Annotated in this window: 20 protein-coding genes; 8 read left to right on the top strand and 12 right to left on the bottom strand. The window is 66.0% G+C overall.

Annotated features, from left to right (window positions below; genetic code table 11):
* Window positions 1-9 precede the first annotated feature (9 nt).
* Window positions 10-852, top strand: coding sequence for an outer membrane protein assembly factor BamD (locus ACEN2S_RS11825; protein WP_441866355.1), 843 nt, complete (start codon window positions 10-12; stop codon window positions 850-852).
* Between the two features lie 30 nt (window positions 853-882).
* Window positions 883-2,538, top strand: coding sequence for a DNA repair protein RecN (gene recN / locus ACEN2S_RS11820; protein ID WP_441866354.1), 1,656 nt, complete (start codon window positions 883-885; stop codon window positions 2,536-2,538).
* A 29-nt stretch (window positions 2,539-2,567) separates the two neighbouring features.
* Here the strand turns inward: recN and ACEN2S_RS11815 are convergent, their stop codons facing one another.
* Window positions 2,568-3,194, bottom strand: a complete 627-nt coding sequence (locus ACEN2S_RS11815) for a TetR/AcrR family transcriptional regulator (RefSeq protein WP_441866353.1) — start codon at window positions 3,192-3,194, stop codon at window positions 2,568-2,570.
* Between the two features lie 111 nt (window positions 3,195-3,305).
* Between ACEN2S_RS11815 and ACEN2S_RS11810 the strand changes: the two genes are divergently transcribed.
* Window positions 3,306-5,342, top strand: coding sequence for an oxidoreductase (locus tag ACEN2S_RS11810; protein WP_441866352.1), 2,037 nt, complete (start codon window positions 3,306-3,308; stop codon window positions 5,340-5,342).
* 24 nt (window positions 5,343-5,366) lie between these two features.
* On the opposite strand, the gene ACEN2S_RS11805 is transcribed toward ACEN2S_RS11810, so the two are convergent.
* The 7 genes from ACEN2S_RS11805 to cobS all read right to left on the bottom strand — a co-directional run bounded on the left by ACEN2S_RS11805 (window position 5,367) and on the right by cobS (window position 13,449).
* A complete protein-coding gene (locus tag ACEN2S_RS11805) occupies window positions 5,367-5,756 on the bottom strand; it encodes an SgcJ/EcaC family oxidoreductase (RefSeq protein ID WP_441866351.1) in 390 nt (129 codons plus the stop codon).
* Complete coding sequence (locus ACEN2S_RS11800) at window positions 5,753-7,138, bottom strand: FAD-binding oxidoreductase (RefSeq protein WP_441866350.1); 1,386 nt, start codon at window positions 7,136-7,138, stop codon at window positions 5,753-5,755. The genes ACEN2S_RS11805 and ACEN2S_RS11800 overlap by 4 nt, the downstream gene beginning before the upstream one ends.
* Window positions 7,139-7,545: 407 nt before the next feature.
* Window positions 7,546-7,887: a DUF427 domain-containing protein gene (locus ACEN2S_RS11795; protein WP_441866349.1), complete on the bottom strand. Its 342-nt coding sequence runs from the start codon at window positions 7,885-7,887 to the stop codon at window positions 7,546-7,548.
* Window positions 7,888-8,076: 189 nt separating this feature from the next.
* Window positions 8,077-9,879 carry an aminopeptidase P family protein gene (locus tag ACEN2S_RS11790; RefSeq protein WP_441866348.1) on the bottom strand — a complete coding sequence of 601 codons (1,803 nt, stop codon included), beginning with the start codon at window positions 9,877-9,879 and terminating at the stop codon, window positions 8,077-8,079.
* Window positions 9,879-11,753 carry a cobaltochelatase subunit CobT gene (gene cobT / locus ACEN2S_RS11785; RefSeq protein ID WP_441866347.1) on the bottom strand — a complete coding sequence of 625 codons (1,875 nt, stop codon included), beginning with the start codon at window positions 11,751-11,753 and terminating at the stop codon, window positions 9,879-9,881. The genes ACEN2S_RS11790 and cobT overlap by 1 nt, the downstream gene beginning before the upstream one ends.
* Complete coding sequence (locus ACEN2S_RS11780) at window positions 11,750-12,475, bottom strand: aspartate/glutamate racemase family protein (protein ID WP_441866346.1); 726 nt, start codon at window positions 12,473-12,475, stop codon at window positions 11,750-11,752. The genes cobT and ACEN2S_RS11780 overlap by 4 nt, the downstream gene beginning before the upstream one ends.
* Window positions 12,475-13,449: a cobaltochelatase subunit CobS gene (gene cobS / locus ACEN2S_RS11775; RefSeq protein WP_441866345.1), complete on the bottom strand. Its 975-nt coding sequence runs from the start codon at window positions 13,447-13,449 to the stop codon at window positions 12,475-12,477. Before cobS ends, ACEN2S_RS11780 begins: the two co-directional genes overlap by 1 nt.
* Before the next feature lie 169 nt (window positions 13,450-13,618).
* Between cobS and ACEN2S_RS11770 the strand changes: the two genes are divergently transcribed.
* Entirely contained in the window at window positions 13,619-14,584 is a 966-nt protein-coding gene (locus ACEN2S_RS11770; RefSeq protein ID WP_441866344.1) for a DUF808 domain-containing protein, read from the top strand.
* Between the two features lie 187 nt (window positions 14,585-14,771).
* Here ACEN2S_RS11770 and ACEN2S_RS11765 read toward each other — a convergent pair whose 3' ends face one another.
* The 3 genes from ACEN2S_RS11765 to gatB form a co-directional block, all read right to left on the bottom strand.
* Window positions 14,772-15,401 carry a J domain-containing protein gene (locus ACEN2S_RS11765; RefSeq protein WP_441866343.1) on the bottom strand — a complete coding sequence of 210 codons (630 nt, stop codon included), beginning with the start codon at window positions 15,399-15,401 and terminating at the stop codon, window positions 14,772-14,774.
* 252 nt (window positions 15,402-15,653) lie between these two features.
* Window positions 15,654-16,112, bottom strand: coding sequence for a DUF4177 domain-containing protein (locus ACEN2S_RS11760; protein WP_441866342.1), 459 nt, complete (start codon window positions 16,110-16,112; stop codon window positions 15,654-15,656).
* Window positions 16,113-16,211: 99 nt separating this feature from the next.
* On the bottom strand, window positions 16,212-17,723 hold the full coding sequence (gene gatB, locus ACEN2S_RS11755) for an Asp-tRNA(Asn)/Glu-tRNA(Gln) amidotransferase subunit GatB (RefSeq protein ID WP_441866341.1): 1,512 nt from the start codon (window positions 17,721-17,723) through the stop codon (window positions 16,212-16,214).
* Between the two features lie 362 nt (window positions 17,724-18,085).
* Between gatB and ACEN2S_RS11750 the strand changes: the two genes are divergently transcribed.
* Window positions 18,086-18,700, top strand: coding sequence for a transglycosylase SLT domain-containing protein (locus tag ACEN2S_RS11750; protein ID WP_441866340.1), 615 nt, complete (start codon window positions 18,086-18,088; stop codon window positions 18,698-18,700).
* 69 nt (window positions 18,701-18,769) lie between these two features.
* On the opposite strand, the gene pepN is transcribed toward ACEN2S_RS11750, so the two are convergent.
* The gene (gene pepN / locus ACEN2S_RS11745; protein ID WP_441866339.1) at window positions 18,770-21,382 is read right to left on the bottom strand and encodes an aminopeptidase N; all 2,613 of its coding nucleotides are present in this window, start codon (window positions 21,380-21,382) and stop codon (window positions 18,770-18,772) included.
* Between the two features lie 145 nt (window positions 21,383-21,527).
* Here pepN and ACEN2S_RS11740 point away from each other — a divergent pair, with 145 nt between their 5' ends.
* The 3 genes from ACEN2S_RS11740 (at window position 21,528) to ACEN2S_RS11730 (ending at window position 25,066) form a co-directional block, all read left to right on the top strand.
* Complete coding sequence (locus ACEN2S_RS11740; protein WP_441866338.1) at window positions 21,528-21,710, top strand: hypothetical protein; 183 nt, start codon at window positions 21,528-21,530, stop codon at window positions 21,708-21,710.
* Between the two features lie 191 nt (window positions 21,711-21,901).
* Window positions 21,902-24,052: a malate synthase G gene (locus tag ACEN2S_RS11735; RefSeq protein ID WP_441866337.1), complete on the top strand. Its 2,151-nt coding sequence runs from the start codon at window positions 21,902-21,904 to the stop codon at window positions 24,050-24,052.
* A gap of 198 nt (window positions 24,053-24,250) precedes the next feature.
* Window positions 24,251-25,066 (top strand): gamma-glutamyl-gamma-aminobutyrate hydrolase family protein, encoded by an 816-nt coding sequence (locus ACEN2S_RS11730; protein ID WP_441866336.1) that lies wholly within the window; start codon window positions 24,251-24,253, stop codon window positions 25,064-25,066.
* Window positions 25,067-25,172: the final 106 nt, after the last annotated feature.

The raw sequence follows: 25,172 nt of genomic DNA, 5'->3' as shown, positions 1-25,172 counted from the left end.
GGGCAGGACATGGCGCTCGGCAGATCGGCGACTTTTGGGGTCGGAAGTCTGATTCTTGCCTGCTCACTGGCAGCATGTTCGGGGGGGCGCTCGAAAGAGCCGCCGCTGGAGACCTTCACGGCGGAAGAGATCTACGAACGCGGCGTCTACGAGCTCAATGCAAGCAAAAAACCCGACGCCGGGCTGCGCTACATGCAGGAGATTGAGCGGCTTTATCCCTATTCGGAATATGCCAAACGGTCCTTGCTGCAGCAGGCAAAGGCCCAGCTCGGGGCGCGCCGCTATGAAGAGGCGCGGGCCTCGGCGCAGCGCTTCCTCGATACCTATCCGGGCGATGAAGATGCGGCGAACGCGAAATACCTGCTGGCGCTGTCCTATTACGACCAGATCGACGAAGTGGGCCGCGATCAGGGCCTGACCTATCAGGCGCTGCAGGCCCTGCGCGACGTCATCGAGCAATATCCCGACAGCGAATATGCCCGCTCGTCGATCCTGAAATTCGACCTCGCGTTCGACCATCTGGCGGCGAAGGAAATGGAGATCGGGCGGTATTACATCACCCGCGGCAATTATACGGCGGCGATCAACCGTTTCCGCGTGGTGGTGGAGGATTACCAGACCACGACGCAGGTGCCCGAGGCGCTGCACCGTCTGGTTGAGGCCTATCTGGCGCTCGGCCTGACCAATGAGGCGCAGACGGCGGCGGCGATCCTGGGGCACAACTTCCAGTCGTCCCCCTTCTATCAGGACAGCTACGATCTGCTGAAGAAACGCGGCCTGCGCCCGGACGCCAAAGGCGACAGTTGGCTTGCGCGGATTTACCGGCAGGTTCTCAAGGGCGAACAGCTCTGACCGGGGATCTGGCCCGGGCAAAGGGATCACATGCTCAGAAGTCTTGATATCCGTGACATGCTGCTGATCGACCGTCTGGATCTGGCCTTTGCGCCGGGTCTGAACGTGTTGACCGGCGAGACCGGCGCCGGGAAATCCATCCTGCTGGATTGCCTTGGCTTTGTGCTGGGCTGGCGCGGCCGGGCCGAGCTGGTGCGCGGTGGTGCCGCGCAGGGTGAGGTGGTGGCGGTGTTTGAGCTGCCCGCAGGCCATGCAGCCCATGCGGTGCTGGCCGAGGCGGGGATCCCGTCGGGCGATGAGCTGATCCTGCGGCGGGTGAATGCCGCAGATGGCCGCAAGACCGCCTGGATCAATGACCGCCGCAGCTCAGGCGAGACATTGCGGGCCTTGTCGGAAACTTTGGTTGAGCTGCATGGTCAGCATGACGACCGTGGCCTGTTGAACCCGCGCGGCCACCGCACGATGCTCGATGCTTTCGCGGGCGAGGCTCTGGCCCTGCCGCTGGCCGAAACCGCGACGACGTGGAAGGCCATGTCCGCTGCGCGCAAGGCGCTGGTGGCGGCCGAGGCGGCCTTGGCGGCGGTGAAGGGCGAAGAGGATTTCCTGCGCCATGCGGTCAAAGAACTCGATACCCTGAACCCCGAGCCGGGCGAAGAGGCGCGCCTCGACATCCAACGCCGCGGCATGCAGGGTGCAGAGCGGATCCGCACCGATGTGGCCCGCGCCTTTCAGGCTTTGGGGTCTGAGGGCGCCGAGGGCGCGATGATCGACGCCAACCGCTGGCTGGAAGGCGCGGCAGACCGCGCCGAGGGGCGGCTGGAGGCACCGATTGCGGCGCTCGGCCGCGCGCTGATCGAGCTTGGTGAGGCGACGCAGGGCGTGGAGAACGCGCTGAACGCGCTGTCCTTTGACCCGCGCGAGCTGGAAGCCTGTGAAGAGCGGCTGTTCGCCATCCGCGCTTTGGCGCGCAAACACGGCGTTCTGGCGGATGAGCTGGGCGATTTTGCACAAGGTCTGCGCGCCCGGCTTGCGGCGCTGGATGGCGGCGAGGGTGATATCGCCCGGCTGCGCTCTGAGGTTTCTGCCGCCGAGATTGCCTATGACGCGGCCGCCAAGGCGCTGACCTCCGCGCGGCGGGCGGCGGCGGCGCGGCTGGATCTCGCGATGGCGGCGGAGCTGGCACCGCTGAAAATGGAGCGGGCGGTGTTCACCACCGCGATCACCGCGGGCGATGCGGGCCCCGAGGGTCGGGATGCGGTGGCCTTTACCGTGGCCACCAACCCCGGTGCCCCGGCGGGGGCGCTGAACAAGATCGCCTCGGGCGGCGAGCTGTCGCGCTTCCTTCTGGCGCTCAAGGTCTGCCTTGCGCAGGGCAATGACGCGCTGGTGATGATCTTTGACGAGATTGACCGGGGCGTCGGTGGCGCGACGGCGGATGCCGTTGGCCGCCGTCTGGCCAAGCTGGCCGAAAGCGCGCAGGTCCTCGTGGTGACCCACAGCCCGCAGGTGGCGGCGCGCGGCGGCCATCATTGGCGGGTAGAGAAGCGGGTGGATCAGGGCATGACCACCTCAACCGTGGTGCCGCTCGGGCAAGAGCAACGCCGCGATGAGATTGCGCGGATGCTGGCGGGCGAAGAGATCACCCCCGCCGCCCGCGCCGCCGCCGAGGCTTTGCTCGTCGGCTGAGCCGCGACCGGGCGCATCCCTGCGGCGGCCTAAACGTCCCGATGTTGGAAAAGGGCGCGAAACCGGGCGATTTCGCGCGGCTCCGGCGGGCGTCCTGTATAAATTTCAACATAGTGCGGAATGCGGGCAAGGCGGGTTTCGAGGCTCTCCTCGGCCTGCATCGAGATATAGCCGATCTGCACCAGATAGATGGTGCGCGCGCGGGTGTCGGCATCGGGCGCGCTGTGCCCCCAGCGCATCAGCATATCGGTGAGCGCCGCCAGCCGTGCGGCATCGGCCTCCTGCACCGCCGTCATCACCCGTGCTTCGGACAGGGCCCAGCTGCGGATGGCAAATTCCATGCGGGCGTCAAAGGTTTCCGCCCGCAGAAAACAGCCGATGACATTCAGCATCGCCTCGGTTTCCGTCTCGGCATAGGCCCCGGTCGCCGCGATCAGCGGCGCGGTGGTCCGCGCGGCCCAGCGTTCTGACAGGGCGGCCAACAGCGCCTCACGATTCTCGAAAAACCAATAAAAGCTGGTGCGCGACAGCTTCAGCCGCGCGGCAAGCGGCAGGATTTTCACCGCTTCGACGCCGCCCTCGATCAGCGCCGTATAGGCGGCCTCCAGCCACCCCTCGCGCGAGCCGCGCCATCCGGTATCAGGGTCCGTTGTCATGTCCCGAGGATAGGGGCAGGGCGGCGGCGCGGCAAGTAAATGTTCAGGCTTGACCCGAATCTTGACATAGGTGAACATTTTATAAATTCCGCTCCGTCCCCAGAGGCCCCGATGTCCAACGACCCGCTTTTGCAGCCCTATCAGCTGAAACACCTGACCCTGCGCAACCGCATCATGATCACCAGTCACGAGCCGGCCTATGCCGAGGATGGCATGCCGAAGGAGCGTTACCGCGCCTATCATGTCGAGCGGGCGCGGGCGGGGGTGGCGCTGACGATGACGGCGGGATCGGCCTCGGTCGCGCGCGACAGCCCGCCGGTGTTCAACAATATCCTCGCCTGGAAGGATGAGGTGGTGGGCTGGATGCGGCAGCTGACCGAGGCGGTGCATGACGAGGGGGCGGCGGTGATGATCCAGCTGACCCATCTCGGGCGGCGCACCCGCTGGGACAAGGGCGACTGGCTGCCCGCGCTCTCGCCGGGGCATCAGCGCGAACCCTCGCACCGGGCCTTTCCCAAGCAGATGGAAGACTGGGACATCGCCCGCATCATCGAGGATTACGCCACGGCGGCCGAGCGGATGCAGGCGGCGGGCGTCGACGGGATTGAGCTGGAGGCTTACGGCCATCTGATGGACCAGTTCTGGTCGCCGCTGACCAATGAATTGCAGGGGCCCTATGGCGGCCCGCTGGAAAACCGGCTGCGCTTCACCTTTGACGTTTTGCGCGCGATCCGCAAACGCTGTGGCGAGCGGTTCCTCGTCGGGCTGCGCTACACCGGGGATGAGATGCTGGCGGGGGGCCTCACGCGCAGCGATGGCTTTGAGATTTCACGGCAGTTGCGCGACAGCGGCATGGTGGATTTCCTCAATGTCGTGCGCGGCCATATCGACACCGATGCCGGGCTGACCGATGTGATCCCTATACAGGGCATGGCCAGCGCCCCGCATCTGGATTTCGCGGGCGAGATCCGGGCGGCGGTGAATTTCCCCACCTTTCACGCGGCGCGGATCCCTGATCTGGCGACGGCGCGGCATGCGATTGCGGCGGGCAAGGTGGATATGGTCGGCATGACCCGGGCGCATATGGCCGACCCGCATCTGGTGCGCAAACTGATCGAGGGGCGCGAGGAGGACATCCGCCCCTGCGTCGGCGCGAATTATTGCCTCGACCGGATCTATCAGGGCGGCATGGCCTTTTGCATCCACAACCCCGCGACGGGCCGCGAGCTGACCGAGCCGCAGGAGGTGCCGCCCGCCGATATGCCACGCCGGGTGACGATTGTTGGTGCCGGGCCGGGCGGGCTGGAGGCGGCCCGCGTTGCCGCCACGCGCGGCCATGCGGTGACCGTGCTGGAGGCTGCGGCAGAGGCGGGCGGCCAGATCCGGTTGACCGCGCGGCAGGCGCGGCGGCGCGAGATGCTCTCGATCATCGACTGGCGGTTGGCGCAATGCGAAAAGCTGGGGGTGACGTTCCGCTACAATACCTATGCCGAGGCGGAAACGGTGCTGGAAACCCGGCCCGATGTGGTGATCATCGCCACCGGCGGGCTGCCGCATACCGAGGTGCTGGTGGCGGGGAATGAGCTGGTCGCCTCGGCCTGGGACATTCTGGCGGGGGATGTGGCGCCGGGGCAGAATGTGCTGATCTTTGACGATGCGGGCGATGCGGCGGGGTTGCAGGCCGCCGATATGATCGCCGCCAGCGGAGCGAAGGTCGAGATCGTGACCCCCGACCGCAGCTTTGCGCCCGAGGTGATGGCGATGAACCTCGTGCCCTATATGCGGTCCCTGCAGCGGCGCGACACGACCTTCACGGTGACATGGCGGCTGATCGGGGTGGCGCGCGAAGGCAACCAGCTGCGGGCCATTTTGGGCAGCGATTACGGCGATATGCAGCGCGAACGGATTGTCGATCAGGTGGTGATCAATCACGGCACCCGCCCACTGGATGAGCTGTATTTCGACCTGAAGCCGCGCGCGTCCAATCTGGGCGAGGTGGACTATGAGGCGTTGGTGGCAGGTGCGCCGCAGGCCCTCTGCGGTAATCCCGGGGGGGCGTTTCAGCTCTTCCGCATCGGCGATGCGGTGGCCGCGCGCAACACCCATGCGGCGATTTATGACGCGCTGCGGCTGGTGAAGGTGCTGTAACAGGGGCGGGGGCTGTCCCCGCCCTCAGCCCTCAGCCACGAACTGCGCGTTGACAATCTCCCAGCCGGTCTGGGTGGCGGCCATCACCGCCACCAGCACCGCGCCGACGCGCCCCGCATCCGAGCCATCGGCATGCACGATCCCCGAGAGCACGAAACGCTGGGTCAGCACCGCCACATTCGGCCCGAGCGGGCGCAGCTTGGTCTTGCCGGTGACCAGCCGCGCGCGGGAGAAAGCGCCCGCCAGCTCGCCCGCCAACAGCTCGGCAATCTCGCTCCGGCTTTCGGCCACGCCGCCGGTCAGCGACAGGAAATCGGCATCATTCGAGAACAATTCGGACAGGCCGCGCGCATCCCGCGCGCCCCATCCGGTGGCGAAAGCGCGCGTCAGATCAGCAGGGGTTGCGAGCGTCATAGGATAGGCTCCTGATCGGGAACGACTTTCCCGGGGTTGAGGATGTTTTTCGGATCGAGCGCCGCCTTCAGCTGGCCCATCACCTGCCAGCCCTCGCCATGTTCGCGCGCCATATAGCCGCGCTTGCCCAGGCCGATGCCATGCTCGCCGGTGATCGTGCCGCGATAGGCCAGCGCCCGCTCGGCCATCCGCCCCGCGAGGGCCTTGGCGCGGGCAAGCTCGCCCTGATCCTCGCGGTTGACCATCAGAATGGCGTGGAAATTGCCGTCGCCGACATGGCCGAGGATCGGGCCGATCAGCCTTTCGGCATCAATATCGGCGCGGGTTTCGGCCACCACGGCGGCGAGATGCGCGATCGGCACGCAGACATCGGTCACCACGGCCGTGCTGCCCGGGCGGGCGGCGAGGCAGGCGGTATAGGCCCCGTGCCGCATCTTCCACAGCCGGTTGCGGTCTTCGGTGGTGGAGGCCCAGGTGAATTCCGCGCCGCCCATCTCAGTGACCACTTCGGCGAAACGCGCGGCATCTTCGGCAACGCCGCGTTCCGAGCCGTTGAATTCAATCAGCAAATGCGGCTTTTCCGGCATGCCCGCACCTGAGGTGGCATTAAAGACCCGTGCCACTTCGGCATCGACAAATTCGATCCGCGCCATCGGAATGCCCATCTGGATGGTAATCTGCACGCAGTCCACCGCCGCCTCCAGCGTGTCAAAGGCGCAGATTCCGGCGGTGATCGCCTCGGGCTGGCCGTGCAGACGCAGGGTCAGCTCGGTGATCAGCCCCAACGTGCCTTCCGAGCCGATCATCAGCGCGGTCAGATCATAGCCCGCCGCCGATTTCGCCGCCCGGCTGCCGGTGCGGATCACGCGGCCATCGGCCAGTACCACCTCCAGCGCCGCCACATTGTCGCGCATCGAGCCATAGCGGACGGTGGTGGTGCCCGAGGCCCGGGTGGCCGCCATGCCGCCCAGGCTCGCATCCGCGCCGGGATCGACCGGAAAGAACAGGCCGGTGGCGCGCAATTCGGTGTTCAGCGCAATCCGCGTCAGCCCCGGCTGCACCACCACCAGACGGTTCTCGGCATCGACCTCTAGCACCCGGTTCATGCGGGCGAAATCGACGGTGATGCCCCCTTCGGTCGCCAGAGCATTCGCCTCGAGCGAGGTGCCCGCCCCCCAGCCCACCACCGGACAGCCCGCGGCATGGCAGAGCCGCAGGATCTCGGCCACTTCGGCGGTGGTTTCGGGAAAGGCCACCGCCTCGGGCGGGGTGGCGGGATACCAGGTTTCACTGGCGCCATGCTGCGCCAGATCCCCGGCGCTGCGGCTGAGCCGGTCGCCCAACAGGGCGGTCAGCGCCGCGATCACTGCATCAAAAGCCATAGGTGCCCCCCATTGTGCTGGCTGCGGGGGGCCGGTGCGCCGCGCATGTTCTGAGCTGCGGACAGCGCCGCAGTCCCCGGCGGTGGTCGACGATCGGGGGCATCGGTGTCTCCTCAACCGCTTGCGTGTTTCGGTGCCGCGCAGCAGGTCGGCCGGAACCGGCGCCAAAACGCAAAGACCGCAGCGGGTGCAAGACTCTTATCGCTCCGCGCGGGCGTTCACAACCGCGCAGCCCGCGCCGCAGGCCGCAATTCTGCCGAGGCTTGCGCAGGTTCTTGCCGAAGGGGGCGCGGGGGCTTTGCCTATGGTGCGGCTCAGTGCGTATGGCGGCCCCGCGCGCGGCCTCTGGCAGGGGGTACCATGCCGGGTGCGGGGCGTCGGGGCCGCGTAACGGCCCTGAGGGAGGGTCAGACCCGCTCCAGCGTCACCAGACCCGGCAGAAAGGCGATATGGTCGCGGATGCGCTCAAACCCCGGGCGCGGGTCGGGATAGCTTTGGGCCGCGTTGCGGATCGGGCCGCTTTTGGCGATGATGTGGTAATGCTGCGTCGTGCCGCGGTAGAGGCAATCGCTGCGGTCATCCGACGTGTCGAGAAAGGCCATCGCCACATCTTCTTGCGGGAAATAGATCATCGGTTGGCCGTCCGGCTCGGTCAGTTCCAGCGCATGGGCGGTTTCGCCCAAGACGGCGCCGCCTGCACGGACGACCCAAACCCCGTCAGCCGGGCGAATGTTGAATCTTTCGGGCATGGTCGCTCTCCTTTCATGGCCCGCGAAGGGGCCTTGGATCCGAGGGTATCGCGGGAGTGCGTAACAACTGCATGTCAAAGACATGCGGTCGTCTTGCGCGGTGACTTTCGCACATGCAGCATCGGGATGTCAAAGCGTCTGATCTGCAGGGCCTTGCGCGCAACCCGGCGGGCGGGTCACGGGCAGGGTTCAGAGCGGTTCAGTTGCCGCCTCCAGCCAAAGCCGTGCCGCATCCGAGACCCGGGGACTGATCAGCGCCCGCGTCTCGGCGTGATAGGCGTTCAGCCAGCCAATCTCGGCGGGTGACATCAGGCTGCGATCGATCAGGCGGCGGTCGATGGGCACATAGGTCAGCCCGCGCAGGCTGAGCATCTTGCGCGCGTCCGCCCCGGGCAGATCCGGGGCCGCCTCCACAAGCACGAGGTTTTCGATGCGGATGCCAAAGGCCCCCTCGCGGTAATATCCCGGCTCATTCGACAGGATCATCCCCGCTTCCAGCGGCACGGCCGAGGCGCGCGAGAACCGCGCGGGCCCCTCATGCACGCAAAGATAGGCGCCCACGCCATGGCCGGTGCCATGGTCGTAATCCATCCCCGCCAGCCACAGGGGATAGCGCGCCAGCGCATCGAGATCACGCCCGGCAAGGCCCTGCGGCCAGCGCGCCCGGCTGAGTGCGATCATGCCCTGCAGCACGCGGGTAAACGGCCCCTTGGCCGCCTCGGGGGCGGGCCCCACGGCGACGGTGCGGGTGATGTCGGTGGTGCCGTCAAGATACTGCCCGCCGCTGTCGACCAACAAGAGCTCCCCCGGCGTCACCGCGCGGTTGCTCCCCTCGGTCACCCGGTAATGCACGATGGCGCCATGCGGGCCCGCGCCGCAGATGGTGTCAAAGCTGATTTCGCGCAAGGCATTGTCGGCGCGGCGAAAATTTTCCAGCGCGCGCACCACGTCAATCTCGGTCAGGCCGCCCTTCGGCGCCTCGGCATCGAGCCAGGCGAGGAATTCCACCATCGCCGCGCCGTCGCGCAGATGCGCGGCCTGCATGCCCGCCACTTCGGCGGCATTCTTGCGGGCTTTGGGCAGGATGCAGGGGTCTTCGGCGGCACGGATCTCAACCTCAGCCGCCCGCAGGATCTGTTCCACCGCCAGCGGCGCGCTGGCCGGATCGACCCGCACCGGACCCGTCAGCGCCGCGAGGGCAGCGGCGAAATCCGCCATCGGGGCCAGTGTCACCTCCGGCCCCAGATGCGCGCGCAGCTCCGCGTCAAATTTCGCGGGATCGGCAAAAAGCTGCAAGCGCCCGTCGTCGTGCAAAATCCCGAAGGCCTGCACCACCGGGTTGCGGGCAATGTCGCCGCCGCGGATGTTCAGGAGCCAGCAGAGCGAATCCGTCAGGCTGAGCACCGCCGCCTTCTGCCCGGCGCTGCTGATGTCGGACGCCAGACGCGCGCGTTTGCTGGCACTGCTTTCACCGGCAAATTCAATTGGATGCACGCGGGCCGGTGTGGCGGGCGGCGCGGGGCGTTCGGCCCAAATGCGGTCCACCAGATTGGTCACCGGCACCAGCGTCACGCCAGAGCCGTGCAAAGATGCCTCAATCGCCGCAATCTCAGAGGAGGTGTGCAGCCAAGGATCAAAGCCGATGCGGCCCCCCTCGGGCAGGGCCTCGCGCAGCCAGGGGCCGGGTTTCACTTCAGGCCAGGGCACGGGGGTGAACTCAGGTGCAACCTGATCCTTGACCTGCACGCGGTAGCGCCCGTCGATGAACACCCCGGCCCGGTCGGCCAGCGCGATGCAGAACCCCGCCGAGCCGGTAAAGCCGGTCAGCCAAGAGAGGCGCTCATCGCAGGGGGCGACATATTCGCCCTGATGCGCATCGGCGCGGGGGATGAAGAACCCCGCCAGCTCTTCCGCCACCAGTTCGCGGCGCAGCGCGGCCAGCCGGGGCGGACCATCCTGCGGCCGGGTGGGGGCGTCAAAGCTTTGATACATCAGCTGGCCTTCCGGATGCCTTTGAAGCGGGCGCGGGCGCGCGGGTCGGAATCAAACAGGCTCGCCAATTGCTCGGTCATCGCACCTGCCAGTTGCTCGACATCGGTGATGGTGACGGCGCGCTGGTAATAGCGCGTCACATCATGGCCGATGCCGATGGCAATCAGTTCCACCGCGCGGCGTTTCTCGACCATGGCGATCACATCGCGCAGGTGTTTCTCGAGATAATTCGCGGGGTTGACCGAGAGCGTGCTGTCATCGACCGGGGCGCCATCCGAGATCACCATCATGATCTTGCGCGCCTCGGGCCGCACCAGCATGCGCTTATGCGCCCATTCCAGCGCCTCGCCGTCGATGTTCTCTTTCAGCAGGCCCTCTTTCATCATCAGCCCCAGATTGGTCCGGGTCCGCCGCATCGGAGAATCGGCGGATTTATAGATGATGTGGCGCAGATCGTTCAGACGGCCCGGCTGTTGCGGGCGTCCCTCGGCCAGCCATTTCTCGCGGCTCTGGCCGCCCTTCCAGGCGCGGGTGGTAAAGCCGAGGATCTCGACCTTGACCGAGCAGCGTTCCAGCGTGCGCGCCAGCACATCGGCGCAGATCGCCGCGATCGAGATCGGGCGCCCGCGCATCGAGCCGGAATTGTCGATCAGCAGGGTGACCACCGTGTCGCGGAACTCGGTGTCCTTCTCGATCTTGAACGAGAGGGGCGTCGTCGGGTTGGCGACCACACGGGCCAGCCGCCCGGCATCGAGCACGCCCTCTTCGAGGTCGAACTCCCATGAGCGGTTCTGCTGCGCCTGCAGGCGGCGTTGCAATTTGTTGGCCAGACGGCTGACAGCGCCTTTCAGCGGCTCGAGCTGCTGGTCGAGATAGGCGCGCAGACGCTCCAGCTCGGCAGGTTCGGCCAGATCCTCGGCGCGGATCTCCTCGTCATTGGCGGTGGAGAACACCTTGTAATGCGGATCGGCGCCGGAATGCGGCGCGGGGGGCGGCATCTCCTGCGGCTGCTCGGCCTCGGGCATCTCGGCCTCATCCGAGGCCTCCTGATCGGCCAGATCATCCATGCTGACCTGCGCCTGCGACTGATCCTGCTGCTCTTCCTGAGAGCGTTCGGCGCTGGCGTCGCTTTCGTCTTCCTGCTGATCCTCGCGGCCCTGATTGTCGCCGGCTTCTTCCTCGTCGTCGGTCTCCGCCTGATCGCCCGCTTCTTCGTCCTGCTGATCGGGGTCTTCGCCCAGCTGGTCGCCGTAGCCAAGATCCGCGATCATCTTGCGGGCGAGCCGTGCGAAAGCTGCCTGATCGGCCAGCACATGGTCGAGGTTTTCCAGCGTGCCGCCGGCCTGCTGTTCGATGAAGGGCCGCCAGAGCTCCATCACATTCGCCGCATCGGCGGGCAGGGGGCGCCCGGTCGCCAGATGCCGCACGAGATAACCCGCCGCCACCGACAAGGGGGCCTCGGACTGGCTGCGCACCTGACCATAGCCCTTGCGGGCCGCATCATGCGCGATTTTCGCATCGGTATTGGTCAGCGTGCCCGGCATGTCGCGCGCACCCAGCGCTTCGCAGCGCGCGGCTTCCATCGCCTCATAAAGATCAAGCGCCATCTGCCCCTGCGGCGCATAGCGGCGGGCCGTGGCATCATCATGGTGGCGCAGCCGCATCGCATAGGAATCGGCGGTGCCGCGCGCGAGCAGCACCTCGTCCCGCGTCATCCGGCGGCTGACCTGCGGCAGGCGCATGACATCGCCCGCCAGCCCCGGCGGGTCGACCGAAAAGTTGACCGTCAGATCGGCATCCTTGGCCATCGACTTGGTCGCCTCGGCCAGTGCCTTTTTGAACGGATCGGCGGGGTTGTCGCTGGGTTTACTCATGTCATCGCCGTTTCTTGCAGGCTGCGCCGTCCGGTGGCGAGATCCGCCAGCACCGCGACATGCACATCCAATGCATCAATTACGTTATAGCCCGGGTCGGCGCCGTCAAAGGCGAGGTTGAGATCGGTGCCAGCCAGCACAATGGCCTCGGCCCCCAGATCCTCGACCATCCTGCGCCCGGCATCGACAAAGAGATAGCGCTGTTCTTCGCTGCACTCCCCGGCGACCGCCGGATCCTGATAGCTCTGGCCCAGATGTTCGATTTCATCCTCCAGCACCACCGCCTGCGTCTGGTGCAGCAGACCATAGAGCTGGCTGCGCATCACGCCCCGCGTGCCCAAAAGGCCGATTTTGCCAATCCCCTGCGCCGCGAAATAGGCATCCAGCGGCGCCACGCCCGAGATCACCGGCAGGGCTGAGAGAGCCGCGAATTCCTCCACGCAGAAATGCGCACCGATGGAGGTCAGCGCCACACAATCGCAGCCCGCCGCCGCCAATCCCTCGGTCAGATCGGCAAAGATGCGGGCCTGTGCCGCGCGGTCATCGGCCAGATTGTGGCGGATCAGCGTCTGGATATCGCCATGCGCGAGGGTCAGCCGCATGGTCGCCCCCCGGGCGGCAACCGCGGCGGCAAGGCGCTGGTAGTAGACCAATGTGGCCGCCACCCCAATACCGCCGATCAGGCCGATATGAACGCCTTTTGTGCCGCCGCGCTCTGCCATCATCGAATGCTTTGTGCGGCCGCCGACTCGGGCAGTTCCTCGTCGAACAGGCGCTGATAGAACTCGGCGACGGTTTGCCGCTCCAGCTCATCGCATTTGTTCAGGAAGGTCAGGCGGAACGCATAGCCGACATTGCGGAAAATCTCGGCATTCTGCGCCCAGGCGATGACGGTGCGCGGCGACATGACGGTCGACAGATCGCCGTTCATGAAAGCGGTCCGGGTCAGATCGGCCACGGTCACCATCTGGCCAATCGTCTTGCGGCCCTTCTCGGTGTTGTAATGCGGGTTCTTCGACAAAACGATCGCGGTTTCCGCATCATGGCTGAGGTAGTTCAGCGTGGCCACCAGCGACCAGCGGTCCATCTGACCTTGGTTGATCTGCTGCGTGCCGTGATAAAGCCCGGTGGTATCGCCCAGACCCACCGTGTTCGCGGTGGCGAACAGGCGGAAATACGGGTTCGGCGTGATCACTTCGTTCTGGTCAAGCAGCGTCAGCTTGCCGTCGGTTTCCAGAATGCGCTGGATCACGAACATCACATCGGCGCGGCCCGCATCATATTCGTCAAAGACGATGGCGGTCGGGTTGCGCAGGGCCCAGGGCAGGATCCCCTCATGGAAAACGGTGACCTGTTTGCCATCCACCAGCTTGATCGCGTCTTTGCCGATCAGGTCGATCCGGCTGACATGGCTGTCGAGGTTGACGCGCACGCAGGGCCAGTTCAACCGGCTCGCCACCTGTTCGATATGGGTGGATTTCCCGGTGCCGTGATAGCCCTGGATCATCACCCGGCGGTTATAGGCAAAGCCCGCCAGAATCGCGAGCGTGGTATCGGGATCAAACTTATAGGTGCTGTCGGCATCGGGCACGCGGTCAGAGCGTTCGGCGAACCCCTTGACCTTCATGTCGCTGTCGATGCCAAAGACATCGCGGACCGAGATTTCTTCGGTGGGTTTCGCGTTCATTTCCAACATGCCGTTCGCCTTGCATCAGAGCTGCGCCCCTCGCGGCGCCATCGGTGGATTTGTGGAACATTCCCCGGATGGGTGCAAGGGGAAGGGTGGAACCCGGCGCGCGCGGCGGGGTTGCGCCTTGCAGGCGCTGCAAGGCATGGTAGCCTGCGCCAATTCAAAGGGACGTGAAATGAGCGGATTGCTGGCACTGCTGGACGATGTGGCGGCGATTGCCAAAGTGGCGGCGACCAGCCTCGACGATATCGCGGGGCAGGCGGCCAAGGCCGGGGCCAAGGCCGCAGGTGCGGTGATCGACGATGCCGCTGTCGCCCCGAAATATGTGCAGGGCTTTGCCCCCGCCCGCGAATTGCCCATCGTCGGCAAGATCGCCCTCGGCTCGATCCGCAACAAACTTCTGATCCTTTTGCCCGCGGCGCTGCTCCTGTCGGCCTTCGCCCCCTGGGCGATCACGCCGATCCTGATGCTGGGCGGGCTTTATCTCTGCTTTGAGGGGGCGGAAAAGGTCTGGCATGTTCTGCGCCCCTCTGCCGCCCATGCCGATGGCCATGACGCGGCGACGGATACCGCCGCCAATCTTGAGACCGAGAAGGTCGCGGGCGCGGTCAAAACCGATTTCATCCTCTCGGCCGAGATCATGACGATTGCGCTGGCCAGCCTGCCCGAACAGGGCGTGCTGGTGCAGGCGATCTCGCTGGCGCTGGTGGCGGTGGGGATCACGGCGCTCGTCTATGGCGGCGTTGCGGTGATCGTGAAGGCGGATGACGCGGGTCTCTGGCTGGCGCGCGCCGGGCGGCTTGCACCCACGCGGGCGTTGGGGCGTGGCATCGTGCGGGTGATGCCGGGCTTTTTGACCACGCTGACCGCCGTGGGCACGGCCGCGATGATCTGGGTGGGCGGCTCGATCGTGGTGCATGGGCTGGAGAGCTTTGGAATCACACAGCCCGGCCATTGGATCGAGGCACAGGCCGAGGCCGCCGCCCATGCCCTGCCGGATTTCCCCGGCGCCGTCACCTGGGCCGTCACCGCCTTCTTCGACGGGATTTTCGGCCTCGCGCTCGGCTTTCTCCTGATCCCACTCGTCGCGCGCATCATCGACCCCGCCCTGCGCGCCGCGCGGAGTCTGCTGGCGCGCTGACAGCATCGCTTCGGCTTCGCGCACCCGCATGGCCTTGAAAACGAAAGGGGAAGAGCAGATGCCCTTCCCCTTTGCCTGATCTTAAATATCCCCGCCGGAGGCATCCGCAGTCACCGCCCGCGCAAATCCCCGGGGTGAGCACCCCGGGGTCAACACCGCGAGCTCAGCACCCCGGCGCACCCCCGCTTCAATCGCGGAAGCTGCGGCTGTCCTTGATCTGATCCCAGGCCCAGACCACCTCTTGCAGCTGTTCCTCATGCCCACGGTCGCCGCCGTTCATATCGGGGTGCAGAACCTTGATCAGCGCTTTGTATTGCTTGCGGATTTCCGGCTTTGACATCGTGTCGCGCGCATCCAGAATATCCAGGGCCCGCCGCTCGGTGGGCGGCAGCTTGCGCCCGGCCGTCTGACGGCCGGGGTTTTGCGTCGCGTTCTGACCCAGAATCTCCATCGGATCCGCCACGCCATGCCGCGCCCAGGCCCGGCTTTCGTCATTGGCGCGGTTGAAGGGCTTGGTGGGCCGCTCCCAGACGGTGGCATTGTCGAGGAAGGCCTGAAACTCCTCCTCCGACTGACCCTGGAAGTAGTTCCAGTTCAGGTTGTATTCGCGCACATGGTCCTTGCAGAACCAGAAGTAATCATCGAGCACTTTGGGGGATTTCGGGGCCCGGTATTGCCCGGGCTCCTCGCAGCCTTGGTGGTCGCATGCGCGGGTCGAGGTCTCGAAAGCACCCGACATGCCCCGCTTGCCTTTTTGGCGGCGCTTCTTGTCAGAAGCGGCGGAAATGTCAAAACCGAAGGGGTCGCCTTTGCTCATGAGTTCTCTCTTGAATCCTGCCGGCCGAGCGCAGGGATCTGACTCGGGGGCGGTGCAGTTTAGGGCTTTTTGCCCCGAACGGAAGGGGGGGCGGGCAGATTTCCCGCGCGCCTGCGGGAAACCGGTGAGCGGCGCGCCCCGGGCGGACCGGTGTCCGCCGCGGATTGCGCCTGTGATTTGGTTCCCGACACCGCCTGCCCCGGCAGGGGTGGCGGCTGTCTTTGTGACCGGGGTCAGATGATGCGCACAGGCTCAGTCTTCGTCGTCGTGGGGCGCACCGATGGATTGCGTCCCGGTCGTTGCCGCGCCCAGCCGCGGTGCGCGGCCCTCGGGGGCCTCGGTGGCCAGCATTTTGCGGCCCGGTTCGCCGGGTTCTGAAACCGCCACCAGTTTCGGGGCACTGGCCGCGGGGGCGGTCCCCACAACCTGCTCGCGCGCCGCGGCCACTTCCAGAGCCATGGCAGGGGCCAGCGCGGCGGCCGTCGGGCGGCGGAAGACCAGGAGATTGTGGTAGACCGTGGTTTTCGAGGTCAGCCCGCTGCGCTCTTCCGAGGGCAGCGTATCGGCGCGCAGATATTCCCAGCCGTCCTGCGCCAGCTCATTCATCAGCTGGCTCAACGCATGGGCATAGCGCTCGGCGCCGGTCTTCAAGCCCTTGGCTTTCTCGCCGCGCGAGGGGGCGGGCACCACCCGGTATTCATAATGTTGCATGGGGGCCTCTGCTCCAGAAATCGGTACGCACCATAGTCTGACGGCACGGCAAAGTCACGGGGGTGCCCCTGACTTCGCCGTGAACGCGCCGCTTCCCGCTCAGAGGCCGAGTTTGGCGGTGACGAGGGCGGTGACCGCCGCCGGGTTCGCCTTGCCGCCCGAGGCCTTGATCACCTGCCCGGTGAACCAGCCCGCCAGTTTCGGATTGGCCTTGGCCTTTTCCACCTGATCGGGGTTGGCGGCGATGATCTCATCGACAATCGCCTCGATCGCGCCGGTATCGGTCACCTGTTTCATGCCGCGCGCCTCGACAATCTGCACCGGGTCGCCGCCTTCGGTATAGACGATCTCGAACAGATCCTTGGCGATCTTGCCCGAAATATCGCCCTTTTTGATCAGGCCGACGATGGCCCCCAGCTGCTCGGGCGAGACCGGGCTGTCGGTGATCTCGGTGCTTTCCTTTTTCAGGCGGCCGAACAGCTCATTGATCACCCAGTTGGCGGCCAGCTTGCCGTCATTGCCCTCGGCGACCTTTTCGAAATAGGCGGCGTTCTCGGCCTCGGCGGTCAGCACGCTGGCGTCATATTCCGACAGGCCGAATTCCAGCACGAACCGCGCCTTTTTGGCATCGGGCAGCTCGGGCATATTCGCCGCGATGTCATCGACCCAGGCCTGCTCGATCTCCAGCGGCAACAGGTCGGGGCAGGGGAAGTAGCGGTAATCATGCGCCTCTTCCTTCGAGCGCATCGAGCGGGTTTCGCCTTTGTCGGGATCATAGAGCCGGGTTTCCTGCACCACCACGCCGCCATCCTCGATGATGGCGATCTGGCGGCGGGCCTCATAGTCAATCGCCTGCTGGATGAAGCGCATGGAGTTCATGTTCTTGATCTCGCAGCGCGTGCCCAGATGGCCGAAATCGCCCGTCTCCTGGAACTTCTCATAGGCACCCGGCTTGCAGACCGAGACGTTGACGTCGCAGCGCAGGTTGCCGTTTTGCATATTGCCGTCGCAGGTGCCGAGATAGCGCAGGATCTGGCGCAGCTTGACCACATAGGCCGCCGCTTCCTCGGGGCCGCGGATATCGGGGCGGCTGACAATCTCCATCAGCGCCACACCTGTGCGGTTGAGGTCGACGAAGGACATGTTCGGGTCCATGTCATGAATGGATTTGCCCGCATCCTGCTCAAGGTGGATCCGCTCCACCCGCACCTTGCGCGCGACGCCGGGGGCCATGTCGACGATGATTTCGCCCTCACCGACAATCGGATGGTAGAGCTGGCTGATCTGATAGCCCTGCGGCAGGTCGGGGTAGAAATAGTTCTTGCGGTCAAAGGCCGAGCGCAGGTTGATCTCGGCCTTCAGCCCAAGACCCGTGCGCACCGCCTGTTCGACGCAGAATTCATTGATCACCGGCAACATGCCCGGCATTGCCGCATCCACGAAGGCCACGTTCGAGTTCGGCTCGGCACCAAAGGTGGTCGAGGCACCCGAGAACAGCTTGGCGTTCGAGCTGACCTGCGCATGCACCTCAAGCCCGATCACCAGCTCCCAATCGGATTTGGCTCCGGCGATGACTTTCGGTTCGGGGGCGCGGTAGGTGAGATCAAGCATGGGGTCCGGTCCTCTCAAAGGCTGACGCCTTCTAAGGCAGCGGCGGGGTCGGGGCAAGGGTTGGGCACGATCTCGGCGGCGATTCGATGCGGGGAATCGCTGGGGCAGGCGGGGGGATTCGCGGCTGGCGGCACTGGCCTGCGGCCCGGCCGGGCGGGCGGAAGGGTTGAGAAAGCCTGCGGCGCGAGTCGAATCTGGCGCGGGAGTTCCGTGATCTCTGTGCGATTGGGCGGAAAGGCGCGCGACATCTGTGCGTTACGGCGGGAATCTGCCGACGGCGGTGGAGGTCTGGCCAAACGGCTTGCCGGAACCTGCCCTTGCGGCAATGTTCGCCGCAGTTCGGGGCAGCGCAAGGCAATGGTATGAAACTCGGTATGATCGCTGTGTTGGGATTGGTTTTGACCGGTGCTGCCTGCACCGCCCCCCTTCCCGCCGACGATCAGATGATGCTTCTGCCGGCCATGGGCTGGGACCACCGCGCTGAGGGCAACGACTGGACCCGGGCCACATTGGCCGCCCTGCGCGATGAGGGGGCGGTTTTGTTGCAAACCGAACCCGACGATATCAGCCGCTTCTGCCCGCATTATGCGGAAGCCACTGAGCCGGAGCGCGCGGCCTTCTGGGCCGGGCTGCTCTCGGCGCTGGCGAAATATGAAAGCGGCTGGAACCCCGCGGCGCAGGGGGGCGGGGGCCGCTGGCAGGGGCTGATGCAGATCGCCCCGAAAACCGCCGACTATTATGATTGCGATGCGCAGACCGCCTCGGGCCTGCGCGATGGCGCGTCGAACCTGCAATGCGCGGTGAAAATTGCCGCCGTGCAGGTCGAGCGGGACGGGGCCGTGGTGCAGGATGATGCCGGGCGCTGGGCGGGTGTCGCGCGCGACTGGATGCCGATGCGCGATGCCGCCAAGCGCAATGCGATTGCGGCCTGGACTTCGGCGCAGCCCTATTGCGCGGTGAAAACCGCCTCGCGCTGACCCTGGTGACCCCCGATTGGAAACGCCGGCCCCGTGAGGAGGCCGGCGTTTTGCATTGACGCCCGGCGGTCAGGCGCGGGGTTTGGCCAGCCGGTCGACCATCTCGCCCATGTCGCGGCTGAGGCCCGGCACCGCGCGGATGCGGGCGAGTTCCGCCTGCGCCAGCGCCTGACGCGCCGGATCATAGCGCTGCCATGTTTCAAACACCGTGCTCATCCGCGCCGCCGTCTGCGGGTTATGCGCGTCCATCTTGATCAGCCAATCGGCGTAAAAGCGGTAGCCCGCACCAGAGCGGTGGTGGAACCCTGCGTGGTTGCCCGAGAGCCCGCCCATCAAAGCACGGAAACGATTGGGGTTTTTCCAGTCGAACTCGGGCAGGGCGGCCAAAGCCTCGGCGCGTTTGGCGGCGGCATAGGGTGCGGCAGAGGCCAGCTGTACGGTGAACCATTTGTCCATCACCAGCCGGTCATGCTGCCAACGGTTTTTAAACGCCGCGAGCGCCGTCTCGGCGGCGCCCGCCTCGACCAGACAGGCCAACGCCCCGAGGGATTCCGTCATGTTATCCGCCGCATCGAACAGTTTTTGCGCCCGCGCGCCCGCATCAAGCCGGGTGAGCAGCACCAGCGCCGCCAGCCGCAGCGCGCGTTTCCCGGCGGATGCGGCGTCCGGCAGATAGTCTCCCGGCACCGCCATCGCGGTATAGGTGGCCATCAGCACCTCTTCATGCGCCCCCGCCATCGCCCGCAACAGCCGCCCGCGCGCGCCGTGGATGGCGTCAGGGTCCGGGGTTTGCCCGGCCTCAAACAGGGCCTGCGCGATCTCTTCCTCACCCGGCAGCCGCAGACAGAGCGCGCGGAAGGCGGGATCAAGGCTCTCATCCGCCAAAAGCCGCCCGATTGCCGCCAGATGCTCGGCCTCGGGATCGGCGCCGCCCACCATTGCCATCAGCGCGCTCCGCGCCAGCTGCCGCCCCGCCTCCCAGCGGGTGAAGGGATCGGTGTCATGCGCGAGGAGAAAGGCGCGTTCGGCGGCGGTGCTGGGGCGCTCCAGCACCACCGGGGCCGAAAAGCCGCGCAGCAGCGAGGGGATCGGACGGCTGGCGAGGCCCGGGAAATCAAAGCGTTGCTGCGCTTCGGTCATCTCGAGCACCTGCGTCGGCAGCACCTCATCACCATTCGGCGACAACAGGCCCATGGCAATCGGGATCACCCGCGCGGGCTTTTCGGTCTGGCCGGGGGTCGGCGGCGTGGATTGCGTGAAGGTCAGGCTGTAAGTGCCCGCCTCATAGGCCTCTTCCACCGTCAGACGCGGCGTGCCCGCATCGGTGTACCAGCGTTTGAATTGTGCCAGATCACGGCCGGTGGCATCCTCGAACACCTTCAGCCAATCCTCGATCGTCGCCGCCTCGCCGTCATGCCGCTCGAAATAAAGGTCCAGCGCCTTGCGGTAGAGGTCATCGCCCACCAGCAGCTTCAGCATGCCGATGATTTCCGCGCCTTTTTCGTAGACGGTGGCGGTGTAGAAATTGTTGATCTCGACATAGCTGTCGGGGCGGACGGCATGCGCCAGCGGCCCCTGATCCTCGCGGAACTGACGGGCGCGGAGCGTCATCACATCCTCGATCCGCTTCACCGGGGCCGAGCGCATCTCGGCGGTGAATTGCTGGTCGCGGTAGACGGTCAGACCCTCTTTCAGACAGAGCTGGAACCAGTCGCGGCAGGTGATGCGGTTGCCGGTCCAGTTGTGGAAATATTCATGCGCGATGATGCCTTCGATCCGTTCAAAGTCGAAATCGGTGGCGGTGTCGGCGCTGGCCAATACCCATTTGGAGTTGAAAATGTTCAACCCCTTGTTCTCCATCGCGCCCATATTGAAGTCATCCACGGCGACAATGTTGAAAATGTCCAAGTCATACTCGCGGCCATAGGCACGCTCATCCCAGGCCATCGAGCGTTGCAGCGCCCCCATCGCAAAGGCGCAGCGCGGCTCATCGCCCGGCCTCACCCAGATGTTCAACGCCACCTCGCGGCCTGATGCGGTGGTGAACTGGCCCGGATAGGCGCGCAGATCCCCCGCCACGAGCGCGAAGAGATAGGCCGGTTTCGGCCAGGGATCCGACCATTCCGCCCAACCCGCGCCCGAGGCCGTGGGGTTGCCGTTGGACAAGAGCACCGGCTGCGGCCCTTCGATGCGCACCTCAAAGCGCGCCATCACATCAGGACGGTCGGGGTAATAGGTGATCTTGCGGAATCCCTCTGCCTCGCATTGGGTGCAATACATGCCGTTTGACATATAAAGCCCCTCCAGCGCGGTATTGGCCGCCGGGGCGATCTCGACTTCGGTTTCCAGCACGAAGGGGCCTTCGGGCAGGGCGGCGGCATGCAGGGTCAGTCCGGTCTCGGTCAGCCGGTAATCGGCCGGGCTCAGCGCCACGCCGTCAAGCCGCAGCGCGATCAGTTTCAGCGCTTCGCCGTCCAGATGCATCCCGGCGCCGGGGGTCAGCGGGGTCACTGCCAGCCGGGTGTGAACGCGGGTGGCCTCCGGATCGAGCTGAAACCGCAGGCTGACCTGATCCAGCCGGAACGGATAGGGCGTGTAGGCCGCCAGCAGGATCGGGGCGGCGGCCGGGGTCTCGGGGGGGAGCGGCTCGGGGGCGAGGGTCGCGGGAGCGGGATCTGTCACGGGATCTGTCACTGGGCGTCTTTCTGCTCGGGCGCGAAGATCGGCGCTTCGCGGGGGAAACCTTTGTCTGGCTCAGACGTTAGGCCTGCTTGAGGCCAGGTTCAACCCGCGCCAGACGACCGGCGCCAGCGGGAAAGGATGCACGATGACCGCGAAAGAACAGGGGCTGCCCCAACCGCGCCACCGTCGGTGGTGGCGGACATTTGCGATTGCTTTGGCAGTGCTGATCATGCTCGCTATGGTTGCGCTGAACGAAGTCTATCGCGCGCCGCAGACCGAAGAGCCCGCGGATGCCGCGGCAACGGTGCTGGTGGATCCGGCAAGCTAGCGCATAGATTCTGGGCGGCGGCCAATTCTTGCGCAGAGGCGCGGGGTTTTGGCCGATGCCCGCGACACAGGGCCAGCAAAGAATGCTGGCGCCGCCGCGCGGTGCTAAGGTGCTGTGCAGGCGGCCACGGGGGCCAGCGCGCCGGGCAGGGTGTGGTGGCAGACAGGTTTGGCGGCACATGAGGAGACATCATGCCGGAGCGGATGGAACGAAACGGGCTGCGGGTCGACGCACAGCTCGCCCGTTTTATTGAGGAAGAGGCCCTGCCGGGCAGCGGTGTGAACCGCGAAGCTTTCTGGAGCGGTTTCGCGGCCCTGGTGCAGGAGACCGGGCCGAGGAACCGTGCGCTTCTGGCCACGCGGGAGGCGATGCAATGCGAGATTGACAGCTGGCACCGCGCGCAACCGGGCCCGCCGCAAGACATGACGGCCTACCGCGCGTTCTTGGCGGATATCGGCTATCTGTTGCCCGAGGGGCCGGATTTCACGGTGGAAACCACCGGCACCGACCCCGAGATCGCGCGCCTTGCCGGGCCACAGCTGGTGGTGCCGATCCTGAACGCCCGCTACGCCCTCAATGCCGCGAATGCGCGCTGGGGAAGCCTTTATGACGCGCTTTATGGCACCGATGCGCTGGGCGATCTGCCGCAGGGCGGGGCCTATGATGCAGAGCGCGGTGCCCGCGTGGTGGCCTATGCCAAGGCGCATCTGGACAAGGTTGTGCCCCTGCGCGGCGCGCGCTGGGCCGATGTCACCGGGATGGCGGTCACGGAGGGGGCGCTGCAACTAACCGGCACCTCCGGCCCGCTCTCGCTTGCCGATCCGGCGCAATTCGCGGGCCACCGGACCGCGCCTTTTGAGGTGATCCTGCGCGTGCATGGGCTGCACCTGCGGCTGGTGATCGACGCGGCAACCCCGGTGGGTGCGGCGGATCCGGCGGGGATCAGCGATGTGATCCTTGAATCCGCGCTCTCCACGATCATGGATTGCGAAGACAGCGTCGCGGCGGTGGATGCCGAGGACAAGGTGCAGGCCTACCGCAACTGGCTGGGTCTGATGCGCGGTGATCTGACGGAAGTGGTGCGCAAGGATGGGGCGGCATTCACCCGCGCCCTCAGCGACGATCTGGACTATCTGACCCCGGATGGCCAGCCCGCGCGGCTGAAAGGCCGGGCGCTGATGCTCGTGCGCAATGTCGGCCATCTGATGACCACCCGCATGGTCACCGACCGCGAGGGGCAAGAGGCGGGCGAGGGGGTGGTGGATGCGATGATCACCACGCTGGCCGCGCTGCATGATCTGCGCAAGACCACCGCGCCGCGCAACTCGGACACCGGCGCCATCTATGTGGTCAAACCGAAGATGCACGGGCCCGATGAGGTGGCCTTTGCCGATGAGATCTTCACCCGCGTCGAGACGGTGCTGGGTCTGCCCCCCAACACCGTCAAACTGGGCATCATGGACGAAGAGCGGCGCACCTCGGCCAATCTCAAGGAATGCATCCGCGCGGCCAAAGGCCGGGTGGCCTTCATCAACACCGGCTTTCAGGACCGCACCGGCGATGAGATCCACACCGGGATGGAGGCCGGGCCGATGTTGCGCAAGGCAGCGATGAAGGACATGCCCTGGATCAGCGCCTATGAGGATCGCAACGTCGATATCGGGCTGGCCTGCGGGCTGGCCGGACGCGCGCAGATCGGCAAAGGCATGTGGGCGGCCCCCGATCAGATGGCGGCGATGCTGGCGCAAAAAAGCGCGCATCCGCTGGCGGGGGCCAGTTGTGCCTGGGTGCCCAGCCCGACGGCGGCGACGCTGCATGCCACGCATTACCACCAGATTGATGTGGTCCGCCGTCAGGCCGAGATTGCGGCCGCCCGGCGTCCGGCGCGGCTCGATGATCTGCTGACCCTGCCGGTCGCCGCAGCGGGGCAATATTCCCCGGAAGAGATCAATGAGGAAGTGGCCAATAACGCGCAGGGGATTCTGGGCTATGTGGTGCGCTGGGTCGATCAGGGGGTGGGCTGCTCGAAAGTGCCCGACATCCATGATGTGGGCTTGATGGAAGACCGTGCCACCTGCCGCATCTCCAGTCAGGCCTTGGCCAACTGGCTGCACCATGGGCTGATCTCGGAGGGGCAGCTGATGGATGTGATGCAAAAGATGGCCCTTGTGGTCGACCGGCAAAACGCAGGCGACCCGGCCTATCGCCCGATGGGGCCGGAGTTTTCGGGCCTCGCGTTTCAGGCGGCCTCGGAGCTGGTCTTCATGGGGCGGGTGCAGCCTTCGGGGTACACCGAGCCGGTGCTGCAACTGCGCCGGGCGCAGGTGAAGGCCGGGCGCTAGCGCCCGGTTGCGCTGAAATACGCGGCACAAATGCGGCCACCGCGGCCTGACCTGCGCAAATGTGCGTCAGTGCGCGAATTTTCTGTGCGCCCCGGTCTTCTGTGCGAACGGAGCGGTGGCGCTGTGCGGGCTTGGCCTTGGACTTTCGGGGGCGATGGGGCCAGATTGGAGCGGTAAAGTGACGGATGGAGCGGCGGTATGGAGCATTTGCGGACAGAACCAAGCCCCGGCAGACGCCCGGTGGTGGGAATCATCGGCAACAGCGATCTGCTGAACGGCGAATATCCGGTGCATTCGGGCGGGCGGATGAACAGCGAGGCGGTCTCGCTGGTGGCGGGCTGCGTGCCGCTGTTGATCCCGGCCGATCCGCGGCTGATGTCGGTGGATGAGCTGATGGCCAGTTGCGACGGGTTTTTGCTGACGGGCGGGCGGCCGAATGTGCATCCGTCGGAATATGGCGAGGATGAGACCCCGGCGCATGGCACCTTTGACCGCTGCCGCGATGCCATCACCCTGCCGCTGGTGCGCGCCTGTGTGGCGGCGGGGCAGCCGTTTCTGGGGATCTGCCGCGGCTTTCAGGAGGTGAACGTGGCGATGGGCGGGACGCTCTATCCCGAAATCCGCGATCTGCCGGGGCGCATGAATCACCGCATGCCCCCCGATGGCAGCATCGAGGAGAAATTCGCCCTGCGTCACAAGGTGACGCTGACGCCGGACGGGGTGTTCGCACAGGTCTTTGGCGCGACCGAGGTGATGACCAATTCGCTACACGGGCAGGGGATCAAGACCCCCGGCGCCCGCGTGGTGATCGAGGGGACGGCGCCCGATGGCACGCCCGAGGCCTTGCGGATAGCCGATGCGCCGGGCTTTACCCTCTCGGTGCAATGGCATCCGGAATGGTGCGCCGATGCCGATCCTGTTTCGCGGCCGCTGTTTACCGCCTTTGGTCAGGCGGTGCGCGATTTCGCGCAGGCCCGCCGCCTCGGGATGGCGGCCAATGTTGATGCCGCCTGACATCGGAGGTCGCGGAGACCCCCGGGATTTCCCCTGCGTCACCTCTGCGGGGTTTTGTTAGCGCCACCGACGCGGATTCGCCGCGAAGTCACGGGCTGGCATATAT

The sequence above is a fragment of the Phaeovulum sp. W22_SRMD_FR3 genome (assembly GCF_052113705.1).
Classification (GTDB): Bacteria; Pseudomonadota; Alphaproteobacteria; order Rhodobacterales; family Rhodobacteraceae; genus JBGQOG01.
The sequence above is the reverse complement of the archived record's forward strand: the minus strand, read 5'-3'. Positions and strand labels throughout refer to the sequence as shown.

Coding starts and splice junctions, on each gene's coding strand:
- ACEN2S_RS11805 (WP_441866351.1), bottom strand. CDS start 5,756: ATGACGCTCGCAACCCCTGCTGATCTGACGCGCGCTTTCGCCACCGGA.
- recN (WP_441866354.1), top strand. CDS start 883: ATGCTCAGAAGTCTTGATATCCGTGACATGCTGCTGATCGACCGTCTG.
- ACEN2S_RS11735 (WP_441866337.1), top strand. CDS start 21,902: ATGCCGGAGCGGATGGAACGAAACGGGCTGCGGGTCGACGCACAGCTC.
- ACEN2S_RS11770 (WP_441866344.1), top strand. CDS start 13,619: ATGAGCGGATTGCTGGCACTGCTGGACGATGTGGCGGCGATTGCCAAA.
- ACEN2S_RS11815 (WP_441866353.1), bottom strand. CDS start 3,194: ATGACAACGGACCCTGATACCGGATGGCGCGGCTCGCGCGAGGGGTGG.
- ACEN2S_RS11780 (WP_441866346.1), bottom strand. CDS start 12,475: ATGGCAGAGCGCGGCGGCACAAAAGGCGTTCATATCGGCCTGATCGGC.
- ACEN2S_RS11765 (WP_441866343.1), bottom strand. CDS start 15,401: ATGAGCAAAGGCGACCCCTTCGGTTTTGACATTTCCGCCGCTTCTGAC.
- ACEN2S_RS11790 (WP_441866348.1), bottom strand. CDS start 9,879: ATGTATCAAAGCTTTGACGCCCCCACCCGGCCGCAGGATGGTCCGCCC.
- cobS (WP_441866345.1), bottom strand. CDS start 13,449: ATGTTGGAAATGAACGCGAAACCCACCGAAGAAATCTCGGTCCGCGAT.
- ACEN2S_RS11740 (WP_441866338.1), top strand. CDS start 21,528: ATGACCGCGAAAGAACAGGGGCTGCCCCAACCGCGCCACCGTCGGTGG.
- ACEN2S_RS11810 (WP_441866352.1), top strand. CDS start 3,306: ATGTCCAACGACCCGCTTTTGCAGCCCTATCAGCTGAAACACCTGACC.
- ACEN2S_RS11730 (WP_441866336.1), top strand. CDS start 24,251: ATGGAGCATTTGCGGACAGAACCAAGCCCCGGCAGACGCCCGGTGGTG.
- gatB (WP_441866341.1), bottom strand. CDS start 17,723: ATGCTTGATCTCACCTACCGCGCCCCCGAACCGAAAGTCATCGCCGGA.
- cobT (WP_441866347.1), bottom strand. CDS start 11,753: ATGAGTAAACCCAGCGACAACCCCGCCGATCCGTTCAAAAAGGCACTG.
- ACEN2S_RS11760 (WP_441866342.1), bottom strand. CDS start 16,112: ATGCAACATTATGAATACCGGGTGGTGCCCGCCCCCTCGCGCGGCGAG.
- ACEN2S_RS11795 (WP_441866349.1), bottom strand. CDS start 7,887: ATGCCCGAAAGATTCAACATTCGCCCGGCTGACGGGGTTTGGGTCGTC.
- ACEN2S_RS11750 (WP_441866340.1), top strand. CDS start 18,086: ATGAAACTCGGTATGATCGCTGTGTTGGGATTGGTTTTGACCGGTGCT.
- ACEN2S_RS11825 (WP_441866355.1), top strand. CDS start 10: ATGGCGCTCGGCAGATCGGCGACTTTTGGGGTCGGAAGTCTGATTCTT.
- ACEN2S_RS11800 (WP_441866350.1), bottom strand. CDS start 7,138: ATGGCTTTTGATGCAGTGATCGCGGCGCTGACCGCCCTGTTGGGCGAC.